Raw genomic sequence first — 21,849 nt, forward strand, 5'->3', positions numbered from 1 at the left:
ATTAGCCCCTACAGGCGAAGTAATTGTTACTGTCGCTGAAGGAAGTGTACAGGTAGCAGGCGTCGTAATGTTAACTACCGGAACCGTTGGATTTGCCGGTAAAGGATTAACAATCACAATTGTTGCTGACGAAGTACATCCGCTAGTTGTATCACGCACTGTCACACTGTATGAACCAGGAGCCAATCCTGCAAATACAGTAGATGCCTGATAGGTCGTACCATTAATACTATATTCATAATTAGCACCTGTCGGACCGGTAATCGCTATAGTTCCTGTCGGAACATTACAGGTAGGCTGAGCATTCACACTAGCTACTGGACTTCCGGGAGCTCCTGGAGCCGGATTAACGATTTCTGTACTTACAGGTGAAACACAGCCCGTATTTACGTCACGGACAGTAACATTATAAGAGCCTGGCATTAATGCTGAAAACAATACTGAAGACTGATACACCGTTCCGTTCACACTATATTCATAATTTGCTCCAATAGGACTGGTAACCGTAATACTACCAGTGCTTGTTGCACACGTTAACGGTGAAATAACAGTAGATGTTGGTAAGGAAGTAATATTTGAAATTGGACCAACCGTTACAGAAGTTGACGAAGAAATGCAACCCGTACTTGTATCACGCACCGTTATAATATAGGTATTTGATGACAGTCCGCTGAATGTACTTGATGACTGATAAACAACACCATCACTACTGTATTCATAAACTGTCCCAAGTGGCGCTGTCACGACAATAGTTCCTGTCGGATTTATACATGTCGGCTGAACCGTCGCTGTAGCAATAGGCGTCGTTGGAGCTACTGGAGTAGGATTGACCGTTACCGATGTAGCCGATGAAACGCAACCCGTAGCGGTATCTCTGACGGATACATTATAAGTACCGGATAGTACTCCGGCAAAAGTAACTGATGATTGGTACGTTACTCCATCAATACTATATTCTATCGTTGACCCTGCCGGATTTGCAACCACTACAGTACCTGTCGGTGTTGTACAAGTTGGCTGAACAGTTGTACTCGCCATCGGAGCAACCGGAGCTCCTGGAGCAGGGTTAACAGTATATGATGCAGCTGACGAAACACATCCTGTACTGGTATCGCGAACCGTTACCGCATAAGTCCCCGGAGTTAAATTATTAAATAGTACTCCTGACTGATAAGTCACCCCGTCTATACTATATTCTAATGTTGCGCCTGTCGGAGCCGTAACCATTATACTACCCGTAGAAACAGCGCAGGTTGTTGGAGAAACAATTGTAGCCACAGCAACAGTTGGATTAGCCGGAATTGGATTAACCGTTACCGATGTACTTGACGAAACACAACCCGTAGCCGTATCACGAACCGTTACATTATAAGTTCCGGAAACTAATCCTGTGAAAGTGGCTCCAGACTGATACGTAACACCATTTATACTGTATTCCATAGCCGCACCTGTCGGAGCTGTTACAACAATAGTTCCTGTTGTGAACGTACATGTTGGCTGAACCGTGGCACTTGCTGTTGGCGCTGAAGGATTGGCTGGTATAGGATTAACCGTTACCGATGTAGCAGACGAAACACAACCCGTAGCCATATCACGAACCGTTACATTATAAGTTCCGGAAGCTAATCCTGTGAAAGTGGTTCCAGACTGATACGTAACACCATTTATACTGTATTCCATAGCCGCACCTGTCGGAGCTGTTACAACAATAGTTCCTGTTGTGAACGCACATGTTGGCTGAACCGTGGCACTTGCTGTTGGCGCTGAAGGATTTGCCGGAATTGGATTAACCGTTACCGATGTAGCAGACGAAACACAACCCGTAGCTGTATCACGAACCGTCACATTATAAGTTCCGGAAGCTAATCCTGTGAAAGTGGTTCCTGACTGATAACTAACACCATTAATGCTGTATTCCATAGCCGCACCTGTTGGAGCTGTTACAACAATAGTTCCTGTTGCCAAACTACATGTTGGCTGAACCGTGGCACTTGCTGTTGGCGCTGAAGGATTTGCTGGAATAGGATTAACCGTTACCGATGTTGCTGAAGAACATCCGGAACCCGTATCCCTAACAATAACAGTGTAGGTTCCAGGGGCCACGCCCGAAAAGGTTGTGCCTGACTGAAATGTTGTTCCGTTAATGCTGTATTCTAATGTCGCACCAAGTGGCGATGTAATTACAATTGTCCCAGTGAGAGTCGTACATGTCGGCTGACTAGTGACGCTCGCCGTAGGTGCAATTGGCGCTCCCGGAGCCGGATTAACAATCAAAACAGTAGCAGCAGAAAAACAACCCGTTACGGTGTTATGAACCGTAACATTGTATGTCCCAGGCGCTAATCCACTAAAAACCGGACTTACCTGATAGGTGGTACCATTTATACTATACTCAAAAGAAGCACCTATTGGAGCAGAAATTGTAATAACACCCGTCGACACAATACATGTCGGTTGAGTCGTTACACTTGCAGATGGTGTAACCGGCAAAGGATTGACCGTGATCGTACCTGTTGTCGTAGCCGCAGGAGTACAACCACCTGTTGTAGTAACCGTGTAATTAAATGTTCCTGAAACGGTCGGTGTACCACTGATTGTGAAAACGCCCCCCGCATAAGTTCCGGTTACACCCGAAGGTAATCCTGAAACCGTAGCACCGGTAGCACCTGAAGCTACTGAATATGTAATATTCGCAATCGCCGTATTGATACATAGTGCTTGATTCGTTGTAGCTGCTGCCGAAGTCAACATAATTGTCGGAAGCGGATTAACCGTGATTGTTCCGGTGGCCGTAGGCGAAGGAGTACAACCACCTGTTGTCGTAACCGTATAATTAAATGTTCCTGAAACGGTCGGTGTCCCGCTGATTGTGAAAACACCCCCCGCATACGTTCCGGTAACACCCGAAGGCAATCCTGAAACCGTAGCACCGGTAGCACCTGAACCTACCGAATATGTAATATTCGTAATCGCTGTATTAATACAAAGCGTCTGATTTGTTGTAGCTGCTGCCGAAGTCAACGTAATTGTCGGAAGCGGATTAACCGTGATTGTTCCGGTGGCCGTAGGCGAAGGAGTACAACCACCCGTTGTAGTAACCGTGTAATTAAATGTTCCTGAAACGGTCGGTGTACCACTGATTGTGAAAACACCCCCCGCATAAGTTCCGGTTACACCCGAAGGCAATCCTGAAACCGTAGCACCGCTAGCACCTGAACCTACCGAATATGTAATATTCGTAATCGCTGTATTGATACAAAGCGTCTGATTTGTTGTAGCCGCTGCTGAAGTCAACGTAATTGTCGGAAGCGGATTAACAGTAACTGTTACGGTAGAGGTTGCTGTACAAGTAGCTGTAGTTCCGGTAACGGTATACGTTGTGGTAACGACCGGAGTAGCGGTTACGCTTGCCCCGCTGGTTCCTGAAAGTCCGGTTGTCGGTGACCACGTATAAGTAATCCCTGTACAACCGCCTCCCGAACAGGTTGCGTTCAAAACCGTTGAACCGCCCGGACAAACGGTTGGGGTAACTGCGGTGGCTGTAACCACCGGCGGTGTAACACAGGTGCTGGCTGTTGCGGAAACCTGAATGCTATAGGTACATGAGGTTCCTGCAAAACCATCCAAAACGATCAGATAACATTGATTAGGATTGGCCGTAAAGGTATAGTTGTAATTTGTGGTTGCCCCTGGATTCTGGCAAACCAATGAGGTCGCCGTACCGGCAGTAATTTGCGCGCAAGTAGTAGACGCGTCATAAATCGACAATTGTAAGCCTTGCGTACTGTTACAAACCTGATTATTCACATTTAAAAATGCGGTTTGACCAGGCGTCCAGGTAGAAGGCGCACACCATTGGTACCAAGTATTATTCTCAACACTTCCGGAGGCCGGATTCTGACATACCGCTGGCCCATCTGCAGTTCCGTCTGCATTCGTCGAGGTGTATGTCACATTATTTAATAAAACAAATGCATTACTACATACATCGTTGGCTGGCGTATGAGGAACCGTACTCGTAATACAGGTCGCCACTGCGTTGGCCGTCGGATAGCCCGAAAAAGCGGCGGCAGATTGTGATACCATAATATAATACGTTTGACCAGCCGTCAGTCCCGTCACGTTTACAGTCCCATTTAACGCCACATTTGCTGTGCACGAAACTTGTGTTAAACTTCCGCATGAGCCCGAATAAACAGCATAATCCCTTGTTTCTGCCGTAGCAGCCCCGGGACCGGAATAATTGGTCAGGTTAGTTATTGTAAACGATGTTGTGGTAGCGGTTACCATCAGCCATTCCACAGCCTGAGTTGTTTCGTTATCTGTGGTGCAAGCCGGATTGATCGTGCTGGTTCCTGTCATGGTAACCATTACACCATCCCCCATTTCCGTTTGGTAATGTCCTGCATATTGGAGGCCACTTGAATTTCCACACGAAGTATAAGGATATAGCTGTATGGCACTACAAGGCGTAGTTCCGGGGGTTTGGGCAAATAATTTTGCCGAAAATAAAGCTACACAAAAAAAAGAAAAGAGTAGTTTTTTCATCATCAACTGCCAGATTAATTAGTGAATTTTTCAACGATCACAAACTCTTCAAGTTTTTTTCCTGACGACATCGAAAGATCACGTTTGGGAAGAATCCTGATTCGGCACTCATCATTAACGGTTAAATAAGCAACTTTGCTTTCTTCGCGCACCGATTCAATCTTCTCAAGGATTTCGCCTGTAACGGCAATTGGTGCTTTGGCAGATTTAAGAAACTCGACCTGATAAGTCCCTTCCAATTTACCCTGCACTTTTACTTTTTCCTGAGCAAAAAGAAATACCGGAAAAAATAACAACAAAAGAAATAAATGTTTCATTTTCATCATTTTTAAATGTTTTTTGCACTTTACCGACTTTTTCGTGTGTTTTATCGATACAAGCAGGTCTAATTTACAAAAAATTAACAAAAAAAATATTTTTTTATTTTTTTTAAACATGTAAAGGTTTGCATCGTAAAAAATTATTGCGTATTCCCCTACAACGTTTTTATCTGACTTTAAACGAAACCGGATTATAAAGTAATTTACATTCCCTATATTTGGATTCTCATTTTTTATATATGAAGACCCTAGAAGCCAAAAAAGTATATTTTGCATCTGATCAGCATTTTGGAGCTCCAACTGCTGAATTAAGCTTCCCAAGAGAACAAAAATTTGTAGCCTGGCTCGATGAAATCAAACGAGATGCAGACGCCCTGTTTCTTTTGGGCGACCTCTTTGATTTTTGGTTTGAATACAAAACAGTGGTTCCGAAAGGATTTGTCAGGGTTTTGGGAAAGTTGGCGGAACTTCGCGATAGTGGTATCCCTATTTTTTTCTTTGTAGGGAATCATGACTTATGGATGTACGATTATTTTGAAAAAGAACTCGACATCCCGGTATACCATAAACCAAGGCACTTTAAGATCAACGGCAAGGATTTCTTTATCGGACACGGCGACGGCCTGGGTCCTGGCGACACCGGATATAAAAGAATGAAGAAAGTCTTCACCAATCCGTTTTCAAAATGGCTTTTCAGATGGCTGCATCCCGATGTTGGTGTTAAATTAGCCCAACACCTTTCGGTAAAAAACAAATTGATTTCCGGGAAAGAAGACGTTAATTTCTTAGGGAAAGAACACGAATGGCTATACCAATATGCGAAGAAAAAGCTGGAGGCAAAGCATTATGATTTTTTCATTTTCGGCCATAGACATTTACCCCTTGAGATTTTATTAAAAGAGGATTCCCATTACTTTAATCTGGGTGACTGGATAGGGTATTTTTCCTATGGTGTTTTTGACGGAACCAACTTCGAATTAAAGCGATTCAATCATTAGCAACATCATCTATCCGTAAAATGTTCGGTTTTCGGAATCTTTCCATGCCAGTATTGCATCAGCAGCAAACTGCCTATCAGAGAAGAAGCGATTCCTTCAAACAATAGTCCGATGCAATATTCATTAATTCGGGCTTTTCCGCCGGCAAACATAAAACCGTCCGAAAGTGAAGCCAGGTAATGTTCTCCGCCGCGGGCATGAATATAAACCATCAATCCGAAAACACTTAAACCTACCCCGATACAGGAAGTCATGAGACTTGACATAAAATTGTTCATGTATTCGTAATTACCTTCTGCGTAATTCGCTCTGATACTTCGGCTGGCACCATAAAGCACAATAAAAACATTAAGGAATCGCAAATACAACTGATCGGCTAAACCTAACATTTCCATTAACAGAAAATAAAGTCCGATACCAAGAAAAATAATACAACCGTTTTTAAATTCTTTTCTGCGTAACATAATGGTAAATTTTTTAGTTAAACAAAGAATCTTAGAAAGTTTAAAATCCAACTATCTATAATCCACTAAGTTACAAAAATTTACAACACGAATTCAAAAATCACAGGCCAATCTCTTTTCTGTCTTCGGGCAACAAAATCCATTCGTTATGCCAAAAATAATCCCATGGGACTGCCGCCAGGTCTACTTTAGGATCGATCAGTTGCTGTGGCACATTGTGGTTAATGGAGACCCAACAGTCGACATAAATGCTGACATGGATCCCTTTTTGAAGAAATTCCGATTTTATCTTCTGCGCCATTTGCCAGATCATGTCCGGTTTGGCTGACATTCCTTCGAACTGCCTGCGCGTCAGATGATCTTCCACCGGATAATAAATCCTGCTTTGAGTTTTCGTATCTATTACGCGAAAAGCAATGGTTCCTTTACGCTCGCGTAACATCATCCGCCAACTTAAACGATGGGCTTCTTCCGTCCACAAAACATCTCCCTTTACCAGCCAGTGTCGGATCGGCAATATCAATTGAATTATGAAGTACGGAACAAAAAACCATAAAAACAGCTTCTGTCCAATTATTCCCTCGTTCTCAGATTCCGCCACGAAGGCCGGTTTACGTTTAAAAAAAAGCGCTCTTATGGTTTCCGGCGGATAGAAAAAAACCGCAAAACTCAATGCGAAATAGGGAAATATCCCGATTTTGAGAAAATAGGAATTAAACAAATGGAAGAAAAGGGAAGCCAAAAGCGCTATTGTTCGGGTCCGCTTCCAAAACAACAAGGGAATAATCAAACCGTCAAAAGCAATTCCGGCATAAGCAATAAAAAGATGAAAGCGGTGATTTAAAAATAATTGTTCAATCATCGGAAAACTCCGGATGTCCGAAAACAAAATCCGCGTATAAGTTCCGTCCAGCCATTCCGGATACAACTTTGCCATGGTTGCAAAAAAATAGACTATAGCTACCTGAAAGATCAGCACCGCGGAACACCAGGCAGGCATTGACAATCTTTTTCGGCTGGGATCTGCCTTTACATCCAGAGAAGCATATCGGTCGGCGGGCAGAAACAACATGATAAAAGCAATAAGGAGCAATAAATAATAATGGTTGTTATAAGAAGTTTTTTGCATGAAATACGCTCCTGCCCAAAGCAAAGTAAGCGCGCCAAGACTGTACCTATATTTATAACCAAGCATAACGGCTAATGACAAACAGCCCATCGCAGCAAAATAAAAATACATGCCGTAACCCGGTAACGGCTGCAACCATTCCATTCCAATGTGGGAAAAAGTAAATTCCGGACTGATGAAATTATTCTTCACCCATCCGGTTAGAATAGCGCCGAACGTTTCACAGGCAAACAGTAATCCGAAAAATATTCTGAAAATAATTAAAGGAGCATTGTCTATTGACTTGAAGAGCCTGGAATTCATTTTGAAAATCGGTTGGCTATATACCTTAATGATACCTCTTGGTCCTTTTTCAATTGCATTTTTAAATCATCCACCGAAGGAAACTTTTGTTCATCACGGATTTTCTCATAAACGGTAACTGTAATTTTCTTACCGTACAGATCCTGATCCAAGTCAAAAAAATGCACTTCAACACTTTGGGTCATACCTCCTACCGTGGGATTTACGCCAATGTTCATCATTCCGTACACCTTCTTATCCTCAATTTCAGCCGAAACAATGTAAACACCGTTTTTAGGTATGAGTTTATAATTTTCGTCTATTTTAATGTTTGCCGTCGGATAGCCGATCGTTCGTCCAAGTTTACGACCTTCAACAACAGTGCCCGAGAAGAAATAATCATATCCCAGGTATTGTCCGGCCAAAGCAACATTCCCGGCATCCAAAGCATTACGCACTTTTGTCGAACTCACCGAAACGGCATCCACCTCCTGCGCGGAAATCTGTTCTACCTCAAAACCGTATTGGAGACCAAACTTAATTAAATCATCAATAGTAGCCGTGCGGTTATTTCCGAAACGGTGATCGTACCCAATGATGATTTTTTTTACATTGAACTTATCCACAAGAATGTCCTTGACAAAAGCTTCTGCGGTAAGTTGGGAAAATTCCTGATTGAATGGATGGATGACCAAATTATCGATTCCGGCCTTTTCTAAAAGAAGTGATTTTTCTTCAATGGTATTCAAAAGTTTGATTTCCGAATCGTGCTGCAGAACCATTCTCGGATGCGGAAAGAAAGTCAGCACCAAACTTTCACAATCCAGTTTCTTGCTCGAAGAAATCACCTTATCCAATATACTCTGATGACCGATATGAACCCCGTCAAAAGTACCTAAGGTAACAACGGTCCCGACCGATGAATTGAATTCCTGTATGGATGAAACTATTTTCAAGTTATAATGTTTGCGCAAAGGTAATTATTGTTATTTTAATTCAAAAAGGATAGACCATTGTTTTTAAATACTGAATTTCAATTTGTTAAAAAACAAAAAAAGCAGGTGTTTTGTTAAAAAAATAAAAAATAAGTGTATTTTTGACAACCTAACTAACAAAAACTTACTTAAATGAAACGAATTTTACTCTGTTCGCTCGTTGCTTTTTGGGGTACACTCTCCTCGGAAGCGCAGACTGACAAGGCTTGGAAACCAAGTTCAGGACAAAAAATCGAGGTCTCAAAAAATGTAAAGAGGCAAACTTTCCCAAAAAAGTTTGATCTTTATGACTTAAACATCAGCCCGATACAACAGGCCTTATTTTCTATTACCGACAAGTCGTCCAGACAAACGGTAATCATTACCTTACCAAACACTAAAGGGCAACTGGAAGAATTTGAAATGTATGAAGCTTCCAATTTTGAGCCGGCATTACAGGCACAGTTCCCACAAATCAGAGCTTTCTCAGGTAAAGGGATCACCGACAAATACGCAACCGTAAAACTGAGTATCTCACCACAGGGAATCCAAACCATGGTCTTCAGAACCGACAAGGAAAATGAGTTTATGGAACCTTATTCTGTCGACGGAAGGACTTATGTGGTTTTCAACTCACAAAGAGAAAGAGGTCAATTAGCATGGAGCTGTTCCACTGATGATCATGCTCTAATGAATAATGTAGACAAACAACTTCCAAACACAAACAAATCCAGCGCCGGTGAATTAAAAACAATGCGTCTGGCACAATCATGTAATGGGGAATATGCAGCTTACTTCGGCGCCACAACTGCAGGAACCGCTGCTGATAAAGCCCTTGTACTTGCTGCGTTCAACGCAACTATGACGCGCTGTAATGGTGTTTATGAAAAAGATTTAGCATTACACCTGAATTTAATTGCCAGCACTACAAACGTAATTTACTGTAATCCTGCAACTGACCCGTATTCAACAAACTTAGGTCAATGGAATGCACAATTACAGAACGTTTTAAGCACAAGCCTTACCGGACCTGCAACATCTTTAGCCGCAAACAACGCCGCTTATGATATCGGACATATGTTCGGGGCAACCGGAGGTGGTGGAAATGCAGGTTGTATCGGATGTGTATGTGTAGACGATACGGCGAGTACTACAGACCAAAATAAAGGAGCGGGAATCACTTCGCCCGCAGACGGTATCCCAATGGGAGACAACTTCGACATCGATTATGTGGTACACGAAGTTGGACACCAGTTAGGAGGAAACCATACTTTTTCAAACAGTAATGAAGGTTCAGGTGTGAATAAAGAAGTGGGTTCAGGTGTTACCATTATGGGTTACGCCGGTATTACATCACAAGATATTGCACCGCATTCAATCGACATTTTTCACGAGGCTTCAATTGCGCAGATACAATCAAATTTAGCAGGAAAAACTTGCCCAGTAACTACTTCGTTATCCGGAACCAATGCGACGCCGGTGGCTAATGCCGGACCGGATTACACGATTCCAAAAAGTACACCATTCATCCTTACCGGTTCAGGTTCAGATGCAAATGCAGGTGATGCTTTAACTTACTGTTGGGAACAAAATGATGACGGTGGTGCACAAACTGGCGCCAACAGTGTGGCCAGCGCAACTAAAACAATCGGACCAAACTGGAGATCATGGAGCCCAACAGCCTCTCCGGTGCGTTATATGCCAATTTTAGCCACTGTTATTGCAGGTGGTCAGACTACGGCCGGAACAGGAAATGACGGAATCAACGTAGAAGCTTTAAGTTCTGTTGCAAGAACATTAAATTTCAGATTAACAGTAAGAGATAATGTACCGTATAGCTCAACGGCTCCTATTAAAGTGGGACAAACCAGCTTTGATGACATGGTAGTTACAGTGAATGGAACTGCAGGACCTTTCACGGTTAACACACCTAACACTGCTGTTTCATGGACAGTAGGAACTAATCAGACTGTTACTTGGGCCGTAGCCGGAACAACAGCTAACGGTGTAAACTGTAATTATGTGGACATCTATTTATCTACTGATGGTGGTTTGACATACCCAATATTATTAGCAAGCAAAGTGCCTAATGACGGAACTGAGACGGTAACCGTTCCTAACAATGTAGGCACAACCAACCGAGTTATGGTTAAAGGAAACAATCATATATTCTACGATATCTCAAATGCGAACTTTACAATTGCTGCTCCAACTTCAACTTTTGCCGTTGGATTCAATGGGGTAGCTGGTGAGCAATTCAAAACTGCATGTCAGGGAACAAATACATCATTCATTATTGACTACAAAGCGTTGGCAGGTTTCAGTGGAACTACAACTTTTACTGCAGCCGGAAATCCTGGAGGATCAACTGTAACTTTCTCTCCGACTTCCATGAGCAGTTCAAACGGTACCGTAACAATGACAGTAAGCAATACAGCAGCAAGTACTGCAGGAGTTTACAATATTATTGTAACTGCAACTTCAGGAGCTACCAGCAAAACGGTTCCTTACTATTTCGAATTGTTTAACTCTAATTTTGGAGTAATGACTTTATCTACGCCGGCAAACAATGCGGTAGGTCAGGGATTAAACTTAAATTTAACATGGCCGGCGAACGCCAATGCTACTTCATATGATGTACAGGTTTCTACAAATAATACATTCACGAACATTATTAGCACAGGAAACACTACAACAACAAGCTACAGTGTTTCCGGATTAACTCAGGCAACGGATTATTACTGGAGAGTTCTTCCTAAAAACTCTTCTTGTAGCGGAACATACAGTTCAGCATACAAATTCACAACCGGAGTTATCGCATGCGGAACAACAGCTTCAACAAACGTTCCGTTAACTATTGCAACAACGGCTAACGTAACCGTAAATTCGACATTGAACATTCCTAGCGGAGGTACAATTGGTGATGTTAACATTACCATGAATTTAACTCACACTTGGATCAATGACTTAACGGCAACTTTAATCAGCCCTGCAGGAACTCAGGTACAATTATTTGTACAACCTTGTACAAGTGCAGATATCCAAAATGTCGTAGCTACTTTTGACGACGCAGGTGCGAATGTTGTTTGCGGTACAAACCCTGGAATCACAGGAACCGTTAAATCTACTCAGCTTTTATCCGCGTTCAACAATGAGAGTTCTACCGGAACATGGACTTTAAGAATATTCGACGGTTTCAATCAGGACGGAGGAACTTTAAACAGCTGGAGCTTAAACATCTGTACCGTACAGACAGCAGGTGTTACAGATAATAACCTGAAAGATTTCACAATTTACCCTAACCCGAACAACGGTTCTTTCAATGTACAGTTTGAATCCGCTACCGGCAACAACATCAAGATTAATGTACACGATATGAGCGGAAGAGTAATTTTTGAAAAATCATATCAAAATACAGGTACTTTCAATCAGAACCTACAATTAAACAACGCTCAGGCAGGTGTTTATTTGGTAACCGTTCTGGATGGAGAAAATCAAACCACAAAACGCATTATCATAAAATAAAGAATATCTCTTAAAGAAAAAGCGCCTTTAACGGCGCTTTTTTTATTACCATTATTAAAAAAATAACTAAATATCGAAATATTGTTTATTTTTGAGAAAACTAACCTTATAAAAAATGAAGAAAACATTACTTTTAACTTTAGCAGCTTTTGCGGTATCCACAGGATATTCTCAAAACGACAAGTTTTGGTCAGCTTATAAAGGCGATAGTAACAAAATTACTACCGACAAAGGTGTTGCCAGAATTTCTTTCCCCAAAGAGTTCGATTTGTATGAACTGAATCTGAATCACATCAAACAAACCTTACTAGGAACGCTAAACCGATTACCAAACCAAAAAGTCATCATCTCGTTACCGAATGCGGATGGCGGTTTAGAACAGTTTGAAATGTTCGAAGCGTCTAACTTTGAAGCTGACTTACAGGCACAATTTCCGGAAATCAGAGCCTATTCGGGGCGTGGTATCACGGATAAATATGCCACTTTGAAGCTAAGCATCTCCCCGCAGGGAATACAAACCATGGTTTTCAGAACTGATAAAGAAAATGAATTCATAGAGCCTTACTCTCAGGATCACAAAGTTTATGCTGTTTTCAAATCGCAGAGAGAAAAAGGAAAATTACCTTGGACCTGCTCCGTAAAGGACAATGAAATGTTTGCGGGAATTGCTCCAAGTGCCAATAATGTAGCCGGCAAATTCAACGATGGTAAATTAAGAACCATGCGTTTGGCACAATCCGTTACTGCAGAATATTCCAACTATTTCGGAGCAACCAGCTCGGCTCAGGTTGGATTGGTACTTGCAGCCATCAACAACACTTTGTCACGTTGTAACGGCGTTTACGAAAAAGACTTAGGATTACACTTAAATTTAATAGCGCAATCCACTAACGTTATTTACTATGATCCGGCAACCGACCCTTACTCAGCAGCCGGAACCGGAGCTGGAGGAGCATGGAACACAGAATTACAAAACACATTAAGCACCAGTTTAACAGGTCCTGCGACTTCTTTGGCAGCTAACAATGCCGCTTATGACATCGGTCACTTATTTGGAGCTTCCGGTGGCGGTGGAAATGCAGGTTGTATCGGTTGTGTTTGCGTGGACGATACGGCAAGTACGGCAGACAAAAATAAAGGAAGTGGTTTCACCTCTCCTGCTAATGGAATCCCTATGGGAGACGACTTCGATATCGATTACGTAGTTCACGAGGTAGGTCACCAATTAGGAGGAAATCACACGTTCTCACATGCCAATGAAGGAACCGGCGTTAATATGGAAGTCGGATCCGGGGTAACCATCATGGGCTATGCAGGTATTACTTCTCAGGACGTTGCGCCGCACTCTATCGACATTTATCATGCTGCATCTATTGCTCAGATTCAGGCAAATTTAGCAGGTAAAACATGCCCGGTATCAACTACGATCACAGCAAACAATGCTACTCCGGATGCAATTGGCGGAGCGGATTACACAATTCCGAAAAGCACGCCTTTCATGTTAACCGGTGCTGCCACAGATGCAAACGCAGGTGACGCTTTAACCTACTGCTGGGAACAATTTGACAATGCGACAGGAGCGCAAACGGGAGCGAGCAGTGCTGCATCAGCAACAAAAGTATCAGGCCCTAACTGGAGATCATACAGCCAATCAAGTTCACCAGTTAGATATTTCCCTAAATTATCGACAATTTTAGCTAATCAGCAAACTACACCGGGAACGGATATCAATGTTGAAGCATTAAGTTCGGTAGCCAGAACACTGAACTTCAGATTAACTGTTAGAGACAATGCCCCGTTCAGTTCTACAGCACCGATCAAAGTGGCACAAACCGATTTTGACGATGTGATTGTAACAGTAGACGGTGCTAAAGGACCATTAAATGTAACATCTCAAAGTACTGCAGGTGTTTCATGGCTCCGTTATTCAACTCAAACCGTAACATGGGCAGTAAACAGTACAAATACAATTGCCGGCGGAGCCAATGTTGATATCTTATTATCAACCGATGGTGGATTAACATTCCCGACCACATTGGTAAGTAACACACCTAATGATGGTTCCGAAACCGTTACCGCACCTAACGTAACTTCCGCTAACTGTAGAATCATGGTAAAAGCATCCGGAAGCATCTTCTTTAATGTAAATACTACTCCTTTTGCTATTGGATATTTAGTAACAACAACCTGTAATTCTTATACGGCGACTTCCGTTCCGGTAAGTATTCCGGATAATGTTTTAGCGTACACTTTTGCACCCGTAAACGTAACGGATACCAATAACGTTTCGGATGTTAACCTTCAGGTGAATGTATCGCATACTTATATCAGCGATGTATCTATAGTATTGAAAAATCCTCAGGGAACTCAGATTACAGCTTTCGCCAATTCATGTACGAACAATGATAATATCAACGCGACCTTTGACGACCAGGGTTCTGCTATTGCATGTGCTGCTACCATCACAGGAAACATCATTCCAAACACACCATTTAGCGGATTCAATGGTGTCCCGGCCAATGGAACATGGACTGTTGGAGTAAACGACAATGCCGCTGTAGACACAGGAACACTTAACTCTTACACATTAACGGTTTGTAGCCAGACATTAACATTGGCTACTGAAAACTTTGGTTTAGAAGACTTCACATTGTATCCAAATCCAAACAACGGTAACTTTAACATTCAATTTAATTCCAACACTGGAAACAAAGTTAAAATCGGAGTTCACGACATGAGAGGCCGATTGGTGTTTGAAAAAGACTACCACAACTCAGGTATGTTCAATCAAAACATTCAGCTTAACAATGTTCAATCCGGAGTTTATCTTGTAACTGTACAGGATGGCGACAGAAAAGAAGTTAAGAAAATCTCCATAAAATAATTTTATCAATTACTCAATAAAAAGGCGTCTTAATTGACGCCTTTTTTATTTTTTTCCACAAAATTTGCGATTCTAAAAAAATAATCTACTTTTGTTACAAACTTAACTCCACTTGGAATGAAAAAAAATTTACTCTTAACTCTTGCCGCTTTCGCAATATCGACTGGATATGCACAGAGCGATAAGTTTTGGTCATCCTACAAAGGAGAAAGCGCTAAGCTTACTACCGATAAGGCAGTAGCCCGTCTTTCGTTTCCAAAACAATTTGATTTGTATGAGTTGAATCTGACTCAGCTAAGACAAACTTTGTTTGCTACTCAAAACGGACAATCTAACCAAAAGGTTATCATTACGTTGCCGAATGCAAATGGTGGTTTAGAACAGTTTGAAATGTATGAAGCTTCTAACTTCGAAGCTGACTTACAGGCACAATTTCCAGAAATCCGCGCCTATTCAGGAAAAGGTATTACGGATAAATATGCTACTTTGAAGTTAAGTATTTCTCCACAGGGAATACAAACAATGGTTTTCAGAACTGACAAACCAAATGAGTTCATGGAGCCTTACTCTCAAGATCACAGAGTTTATGCTGTGTTCAAATCCCAAAGAGAAAAAGGAAGCTTACCTTGGACTTGTTCAGTACAAGACAATGAAATGTTTGCAGGAATTACTCCAAAAGCACAAAATGCTGCCGGAAAATTCAGTGACGGAACGCTGAGAACGATGCGTTTAGCACAATCCGTAACAGCAGAATATTCAAATTACTTCGGCGCTAGCAGTTCTGCTCAGGTAGGATTGGTTTTAGCTGCTATCAACGCTACTTTAACACGTTGTAATGGTGTTTACGAAAAAGATTTAGCGCTTCACCTTAATTTGGTTGCTGCTTCAACTAACGTAATTTATTACAACCCACTTACGGATCCTTACTCTGCTGCTGCTGCTGGAGCAGGAGGAGCATGGAACGCTGAGTTGCAAAACACTTTAAGTTCAAGTTTAACAGGAGCAGGTACTTCTTTAGCTGCCAACAATGCTGCCTACGATATCGGTCACTTATTCGGTGCTTCCGGTGGTGGTGGAAATGCAGGTTGTATTGGATGTGTTTGTGTTAACGATACTGCAAGTACATCTGACAAAAACAAAGGAAGTGGATTTACATCTCCTGGTGACGGAATCCCAATGGGAGATAACTTCGACATCGATTATGTAGTTCACGAAGTAGGTCACCAATTAGGAGGAAACCACACATTCTCTAACTCAAACGAAGGAAGCGGTGTAAACATGGAAGTTGGATCAGGTGTAACTATCATGGGATACGCTGGTATTACTAACGAAGACGTAGCTGCGCACTCAATTGATATTTACCACGCTGCATCTATCGCACAAATTCAAGCTAATTTATCCGGAAAAACTTGTCCGGTATCAACTAGTGTTACTGCAAACAATGCTACTCCTACTGCAAATGCCGGAGCAGACTATACAATCCCGAAAAGCACACCGTTCATGTTAACAGGAGTTGGGACAGATGCAAATGCAGGTGATGCCCTAACTTATTGCTGGGAACAGTACGATAACGGAACTGCTGCTGTAACAGGCGCAAGCAGTGCTGCTTCTGACACTAAAACTGTTGGTCCTAACTTCAGAACGTACAGTCCTACAGCTTCACCGGTTAGATATTTCCCTAACATGACTTCAGTTATTAACGGACAGACTACTACTGCAGGTGCTGATATCGTTGTAGAAGCGTTAAGCTCAGTAGCAAGAACATTGAACTTCCGATTGACTGTAAGAGATAATGCAGCGTTCAGCGCTACAGCTCCGGTTAAAGTGGCTCAAACTAAATTTGACGACATGGTTGTTACTGTGGACGCTTCAAAAGGACCACTTACGGTAACTTCTCAAAATACAGACGGTATTGTTTGGGCACAAGGTTCTACACAAACTATTACTTGGGCTGTTAACAGTACAAACACAAGTCCTGGTGGTACAAACGTAGACATCTTGTTATCAACTGATAACGGCGCTACATGGGGTACAGTTTTACTTGCCAACACACCAAATGACGGAACACAGACTATTACAGTTCCAAACGTAACGTTTGCTAACTGTCGTGTAATGGTAAAAGCATCAGGAAACATCTTCTTCAATGTTAACACAAAAAACATTGCAATCGGAAACTATACTTATCAGCCACAAAACGTTTGTTCTGATTATGTATTCAACCTGAATTCAGGTATTACAGAAAGTACAGGTACTTCCTACCCTGGAGTTTCAATGAATATCACTGATTCATTCACAATCACGGATGCTAACTTCTATGCTAATATTACTCACCCTAATGTTGGCCAAATTAACTTGTTGTTAATGGCTCCATGGCAAGCATCTTTGAATACAGCTTTATGGTACAACAACACTACTTGTACAGGTGCAAACATGAACAAATGGTTTGACACTGCAGGTAATGCTGTTAACTGTGCTAACACAAACAACGGAGCTTTCGCATCTTCTTTCATTCCTTATTCTAACACTAACATCAACGGATATAACGGAAATAACAGTGCAGGTGCTTGGAAACTATATTTCAAAGATACTGTTGTTGACTCAAACGTTACAGGGGCAACATTGAATACGTTCACAATTCAATTATGTTACTCTCAAAACGTTCCGGTTTTAGCTACTGAGACTTTTGGTTTAGAAAACTTCTCAATCTATCCTAACCCGAACAACGGTAACTTCAACGTTCAGTTTACATCTAATACTTCTAACGAAATCAAAATCGGAGTTCACGATTTAAGAGGTCGTTTGGTATTTGACAAGAGCTTCCAGAATACTGGAACTTTCCAACAGAATATTGCTCTTAGCAATGTTCAGTCAGGAATCTATATCGTAACTGTTCAGGATGGTGACAAAAAAGAAACTAAGAAAATCGTTATCGAATAATTTAGTTTAAACATCATAAAAAAAGGGCTGCCATTGGCAGCCCTTTTTCTTTATCTCCATATTGACTCGTGAAGAATACTATCAATCGAATTCGTTTGAACAAAATACAGCAGCCGGAGCAAATGATAAACCAGCAGCACGGCCCCTAAACCATAAGCTACCTTCGCACTATAAAACCATTTGTTAAAATAAGCTTTCCCAGTCGATAATTCCGTCAAAAGGACAACTATCGCTAAAAAACAAAAAAGAGCCGCAAACGGACCAAAAAGATGGTATTTCACACTTTTGACCAGATCGCCCTGATAAAGATAAACCAGTGACTTCGTGATACCGCATCCCGGGCAGGGAAATCCGGTCACCATTTTAAAAGGACAGAGCGACTGATCCGTCTCCAGATGGTTATCATTATTCCCCAGTTTCAAAAAAAAAGGGATTATCAGGGTTAAACCGGCCCCAATAATCCCATAAATTTTTAATCGAACGCTACTATTTGTACATTTTGTTGACATCGGTTTGTACGATCATTGCAGCAACCATAGGAAAAATAAACCCTAAAATTATCAAAAGCAACGAATCATCTTTTTGAGGTTCTCCCGCTCTTTCATAAACTTTAGGCAATGCTTCCCTGGACGCCAGATAATAAAAATACAGATTTACGGGCATACAACATCCGGAAAAAATAGCCACCACAGGCGAAATAACCTCTTTCTCCGCCACCGCGTTAAACACTTCCGCCATTTTGATATTCCAGTAGATCAGATACAATCCACAGGTCACTACCCCAAGGATTAAAACTACAATCGGATCAACATTAAAAACAGGAATCCTCGGCGGATTGTTCCATGCTTCTTCTTTCTGATTCATTTCAGCCATATGCTTATTTTTAGTTGGTTAACAGATTACTAAAATACTAATTTTTCAGAAAAAACGCATAATCCTACAAAACGCTTTCATCAGCAGGCTCCCAAAGTTCAATTTTGTTACCATCGGGATCGAGAATCCAGCCAAACTTTCCGTATTCATACGATTGCATTTCGCCGACGATGGTTACACCTTCCTCTTTTAGTGCTTCCAACAATCCTTCAAGATCGTGAACACGGAAATTCATCATGAACTGCTTTTCGCTCGGTTCAAAATACTTGGTTGTAGCAGGAAAAGGCGACCATTGCGTAGAACCACCGTTTCCTTCACCATCCTTCCATTGAAAATTCCAACCGTATTGGGTTACCGGAATACCCAGATGATTTTTGTACCAGTCTCTGGTAATGTTCGGATCGTCGCACTTGAAAAAGAAACCGCCCAATCCTGTAACTCTCTTTAAATCTTTTTTACTCATTTTTTTTGTGTATTAAAAAACACTGTTACAGCTAACAGCAATAATATTCCTTCTACGGTAAAGAAAAACAAATGATTGAAAACCTCCTGAGAGATGTAACTACTAATCAATCCGAAACCGATAAGCCCTAAAGCCAACGCCAAACCCTGAAGTCGCGCACTATAGTTACCATCCTTGATCGGCTTAGCCAAAAAAAACATCCATATTCCTGACAAAAGCATCATGGTAGAAGAATACAGCCAGATCATCTGCATGCCTAAAGCGGCCGGTTCCTGAATTTCACCCTTTTCTATATGTTCCAATACGGCGGGAAAACCCAAAAAGGCGTGCGGAATAAACTGCAGGCAAGTGACACCTGCAACAAAAAGCGTGAGATAGTAAGCAATCTTATTCATATTTCTGTTTTTGATTCATAAATATAACACAAATATTTCTGGATTCAGCGACCGATTCCTACAGAAAACCACCTAATATCCATTAAATAATTTTTCCAACACAGAAAACAGACACTTTCAACAGCTTTTTATCCAAAAAGCAAAATGTCAAAATAAAGTTAATTCTTACATTTAAGTTTTTATTTTTCAGATATTCGTCCATGAAATATTTCATCAAACAATCATCATTAAAAAAATCTTTATGAAAAAACAATTAACCATTCTACTTTTAATTGCATCCTCCTGCGCAACTTTTGCGCAGGAAGTATCAACCACAACCGACAACAAACCAAGCAAATATGAAATCGCTGTAATCCCTAAATTTGGTTTCGGAAAAGTTACTGAAACCGGAAGCCCTTCCACTAACGGATTTTTCAACGGTGGCGATCTCTTGTTTAAAATCAAAACAGGAGAACGAAAAAACATTGGCTTGTCAACAGGTATAGGTATCTTGTCTTTTACGGGCAATAAAACCATTGGCGGAAATTCAGTGGATATGACAAATACGTATCTGCATATCCCTTTAACGGTAAATGGCAGCATACTTGTCTATAAAAATGCCAAACCTGAAAATCAAAATATTCAATTTACCTGGGGGCTTGGTTTTTACGGGAACGACCTAATGAAACAGGAAGTGGAAAACCTTGAAGGCACTTTCAGCGATAACAATCTCGGATGGAATTTTGGTTTTACATCACAACTCGGACTTAAATTCGTTCTTTCCGATCTTCTCGATATTGGAATCGGCTACGAAGTGCAGTCGGATCTTTCGGATGCAAAAAAAGACGGAATCGAACGTAAAATTGTAAACGCGAATACTTTTAATTTCGGACTGAATTTTAAACTGTAAAAAAACAAATACGGATTCCGTCAGACTAACCAGCGGAATCCGTATTTTTGTTTCAATCAAAATCTACAAAATGAAGTTCCCAAAGATTACACTAAGACAATTAAGTTATTTTAGCTTTCTGGTTCAGATTGTAGTGTTTTCAGTTTGGCTCCTTTCAAAAATATTTTTCAGCATTTCTATTTTTGATTACTTAGGTTGGGCTCTGCCGTGCTATTTTCTCTATTTCTTTATCGCCTTGATTGTCTTTTCGGAAGATAAAAACAAACAAAAATTTACGATAAAAAATTACTTACTTCTTGGAGCTTGTCTTCCAATAGCATTACCTTTTTTAATACTTTTTGCTACTATTACAGCAGTAATGTTACCTTTTAATACGCCGCTGACCCGTCAACCTGTAGAAGAACGTTACGATCTTTACAAGATTGAGAATGGAAAACTGGTAATAATTGATAGAATCAGACTTGAAAATGGCGATTTCCCTACAGATGGTAACCTTTTCGGAACAGATTCCTTAGCTGTAATAACAGCCACTGACACCATAAAATTTAAAGCGAATGAAAAGCCTGCCTTAAATTAAATCGAAAGAAAACTACTCCTCAAGAATTCTCTTCAGGTTCGACAGACTGATGTCCATGTCCTTCGCAAGCATTTTTTCGATCATCGACACCATTACGTTCATAGGAACTACCATTTTGCTTTTATTGCTCCAGATGACTTTTGTCTGATCACCGGACACCGTCTCGACAACATAATCTGCATAGGCCACTGCCGGAAACGGACGCACGAAACGCACCTCCGTGGCAATTTTTTCGCATTCCGAAAGAGACATCAACTCCAATTCTCCCTCGCCAGCTTTTTTATTTCCGTTCCATTTATAAATGAATCCGGCCGTTCCGTCAACCCCGATAAATTCACGCTGCATTTCCGGATCTGTCATTACCCACTTGTTGAAATGATCCTGGTTTTTCAATAGCTTTAAATAATCGAAAACTTTTGCGCGAGGTGCATTGATCATAATTTCACGACGCACATTGTATTCTTTTCGCATGACAAGCGCCATCAGCAACACTAAGGCTATCAGACCTCCAAGGGCAATCAAAAAAATATTTAAAATAGTCATTTCTATTGTTTTTAATGGTTAGAATCTTTGGCTTGAACAGTTCCTATC

At 41.3% G+C, this 21,849-nt stretch carries 16 protein-coding genes; 6 read left to right on the top strand and 10 right to left on the bottom strand.

Annotated features, from left to right (window positions below; all coding sequences use genetic code 11):
• Together AC3E9U_RS14620 and AC3E9U_RS14625 are read right to left on the bottom strand one after the other, a co-directional pair.
• The coding region (locus AC3E9U_RS14620) for a beta strand repeat-containing protein (RefSeq protein WP_488747666.1) at nt 1-4,551 on the bottom strand (4,551 nt) is incomplete at its 3' end.
• An 11-nt stretch (nt 4,552-4,562) separates the two neighbouring features.
• The gene (locus AC3E9U_RS14625; RefSeq protein ID WP_488747667.1) at nt 4,563-4,865 is read right to left on the bottom strand and encodes a hypothetical protein; all 303 of its coding nucleotides are present in this window, start codon (nt 4,863-4,865) and stop codon (nt 4,563-4,565) included.
• 242 nt (nt 4,866-5,107) lie between these two features.
• Here AC3E9U_RS14625 and AC3E9U_RS14630 point away from each other — a divergent pair, with 242 nt between their 5' ends.
• The gene (locus tag AC3E9U_RS14630; protein WP_488747668.1) at nt 5,108-5,866 is read left to right on the top strand and encodes a UDP-2,3-diacylglucosamine diphosphatase; all 759 of its coding nucleotides are present in this window, start codon (nt 5,108-5,110) and stop codon (nt 5,864-5,866) included.
• A 5-nt stretch (nt 5,867-5,871) separates the two neighbouring features.
• Here the strand turns inward: AC3E9U_RS14630 and AC3E9U_RS14635 are convergent, their stop codons facing one another.
• The 3 genes from AC3E9U_RS14635 to AC3E9U_RS14645 all read right to left on the bottom strand — a co-directional run bounded on the left by AC3E9U_RS14635 (nt 5,872) and on the right by AC3E9U_RS14645 (nt 8,697).
• Nucleotides 5,872-6,330 carry a hypothetical protein gene (locus AC3E9U_RS14635; RefSeq protein ID WP_488747669.1) on the bottom strand — a complete coding sequence of 153 codons (459 nt, stop codon included), beginning with the start codon at nt 6,328-6,330 and terminating at the stop codon, nt 5,872-5,874.
• A 100-nt stretch (nt 6,331-6,430) separates the two neighbouring features.
• Entirely contained in the window at nt 6,431-7,762 is a 1,332-nt protein-coding gene (locus AC3E9U_RS14640) for an HTTM domain-containing protein (protein ID WP_488747670.1), read from the bottom strand.
• On the bottom strand, nt 7,759-8,697 hold the full coding sequence (locus AC3E9U_RS14645) for a bifunctional riboflavin kinase/FAD synthetase (RefSeq protein WP_488747671.1): 939 nt from the start codon (nt 8,695-8,697) through the stop codon (nt 7,759-7,761). The genes AC3E9U_RS14640 and AC3E9U_RS14645 overlap by 4 nt, the downstream gene beginning before the upstream one ends.
• Before the next feature lie 171 nt (nt 8,698-8,868).
• Between AC3E9U_RS14645 and AC3E9U_RS14650 the strand changes: the two genes are divergently transcribed.
• From AC3E9U_RS14650 to AC3E9U_RS14660, 3 genes are all read left to right on the top strand, one after another.
• Complete coding sequence (locus AC3E9U_RS14650) at nt 8,869-12,240, top strand: zinc-dependent metalloprotease (protein WP_488747672.1); 3,372 nt, start codon at nt 8,869-8,871, stop codon at nt 12,238-12,240.
• Between the two features lie 115 nt (nt 12,241-12,355).
• Nucleotides 12,356-15,124, top strand: coding sequence for a zinc-dependent metalloprotease (locus tag AC3E9U_RS14655; RefSeq protein WP_488747673.1), 2,769 nt, complete (start codon nt 12,356-12,358; stop codon nt 15,122-15,124).
• A gap of 117 nt (nt 15,125-15,241) precedes the next feature.
• On the top strand, nt 15,242-18,061 hold the full coding sequence (locus AC3E9U_RS14660; RefSeq protein ID WP_488747674.1) for a zinc-dependent metalloprotease: 2,820 nt from the start codon (nt 15,242-15,244) through the stop codon (nt 18,059-18,061).
• 50 nt (nt 18,062-18,111) lie between these two features.
• Here AC3E9U_RS14660 and AC3E9U_RS14665 read toward each other — a convergent pair whose 3' ends face one another.
• The 4 genes from AC3E9U_RS14665 to AC3E9U_RS14680 form a co-directional block, all read right to left on the bottom strand.
• Entirely contained in the window at nt 18,112-18,570 is a 459-nt protein-coding gene (locus AC3E9U_RS14665) for a DUF2752 domain-containing protein (RefSeq protein ID WP_488747675.1), read from the bottom strand.
• Nucleotides 18,548-18,934: a DUF4234 domain-containing protein gene (locus tag AC3E9U_RS14670; RefSeq protein WP_488747676.1), complete on the bottom strand. Its 387-nt coding sequence runs from the start codon at nt 18,932-18,934 to the stop codon at nt 18,548-18,550. Before AC3E9U_RS14670 ends, AC3E9U_RS14665 begins: the two co-directional genes overlap by 23 nt.
• A gap of 64 nt (nt 18,935-18,998) precedes the next feature.
• On the bottom strand, nt 18,999-19,397 hold the full coding sequence (locus tag AC3E9U_RS14675; RefSeq protein WP_488747677.1) for a VOC family protein: 399 nt from the start codon (nt 19,395-19,397) through the stop codon (nt 18,999-19,001).
• Nucleotides 19,394-19,792 (bottom strand): hypothetical protein, encoded by a 399-nt coding sequence (locus AC3E9U_RS14680; protein WP_488747678.1) that lies wholly within the window; start codon nt 19,790-19,792, stop codon nt 19,394-19,396. Before AC3E9U_RS14680 ends, AC3E9U_RS14675 begins: the two co-directional genes overlap by 4 nt.
• Nucleotides 19,793-20,033: 241 nt before the next feature.
• On the opposite strand from AC3E9U_RS14680, the gene AC3E9U_RS14685 reads away from it, so the two are divergent.
• Together AC3E9U_RS14685 and AC3E9U_RS14690 are read left to right on the top strand one after the other, a co-directional pair.
• Nucleotides 20,034-20,681, top strand: coding sequence for a hypothetical protein (locus AC3E9U_RS14685; RefSeq protein ID WP_488747679.1), 648 nt, complete (start codon nt 20,034-20,036; stop codon nt 20,679-20,681).
• 70 nt (nt 20,682-20,751) lie between these two features.
• Complete coding sequence (locus tag AC3E9U_RS14690; protein WP_488747680.1) at nt 20,752-21,258, top strand: hypothetical protein; 507 nt, start codon at nt 20,752-20,754, stop codon at nt 21,256-21,258.
• Nucleotides 21,259-21,270: 12 nt separating this feature from the next.
• Here the strand turns inward: AC3E9U_RS14690 and AC3E9U_RS14695 are convergent, their stop codons facing one another.
• A complete protein-coding gene (locus tag AC3E9U_RS14695; RefSeq protein ID WP_488747681.1) occupies nt 21,271-21,801 on the bottom strand; it encodes an SRPBCC family protein in 531 nt (176 codons plus the stop codon).
• Between the last annotated feature and the right edge of the window lie 48 nt (nt 21,802-21,849).

This window comes from Flavobacterium sp. 21.1 (assembly GCF_057801535.1).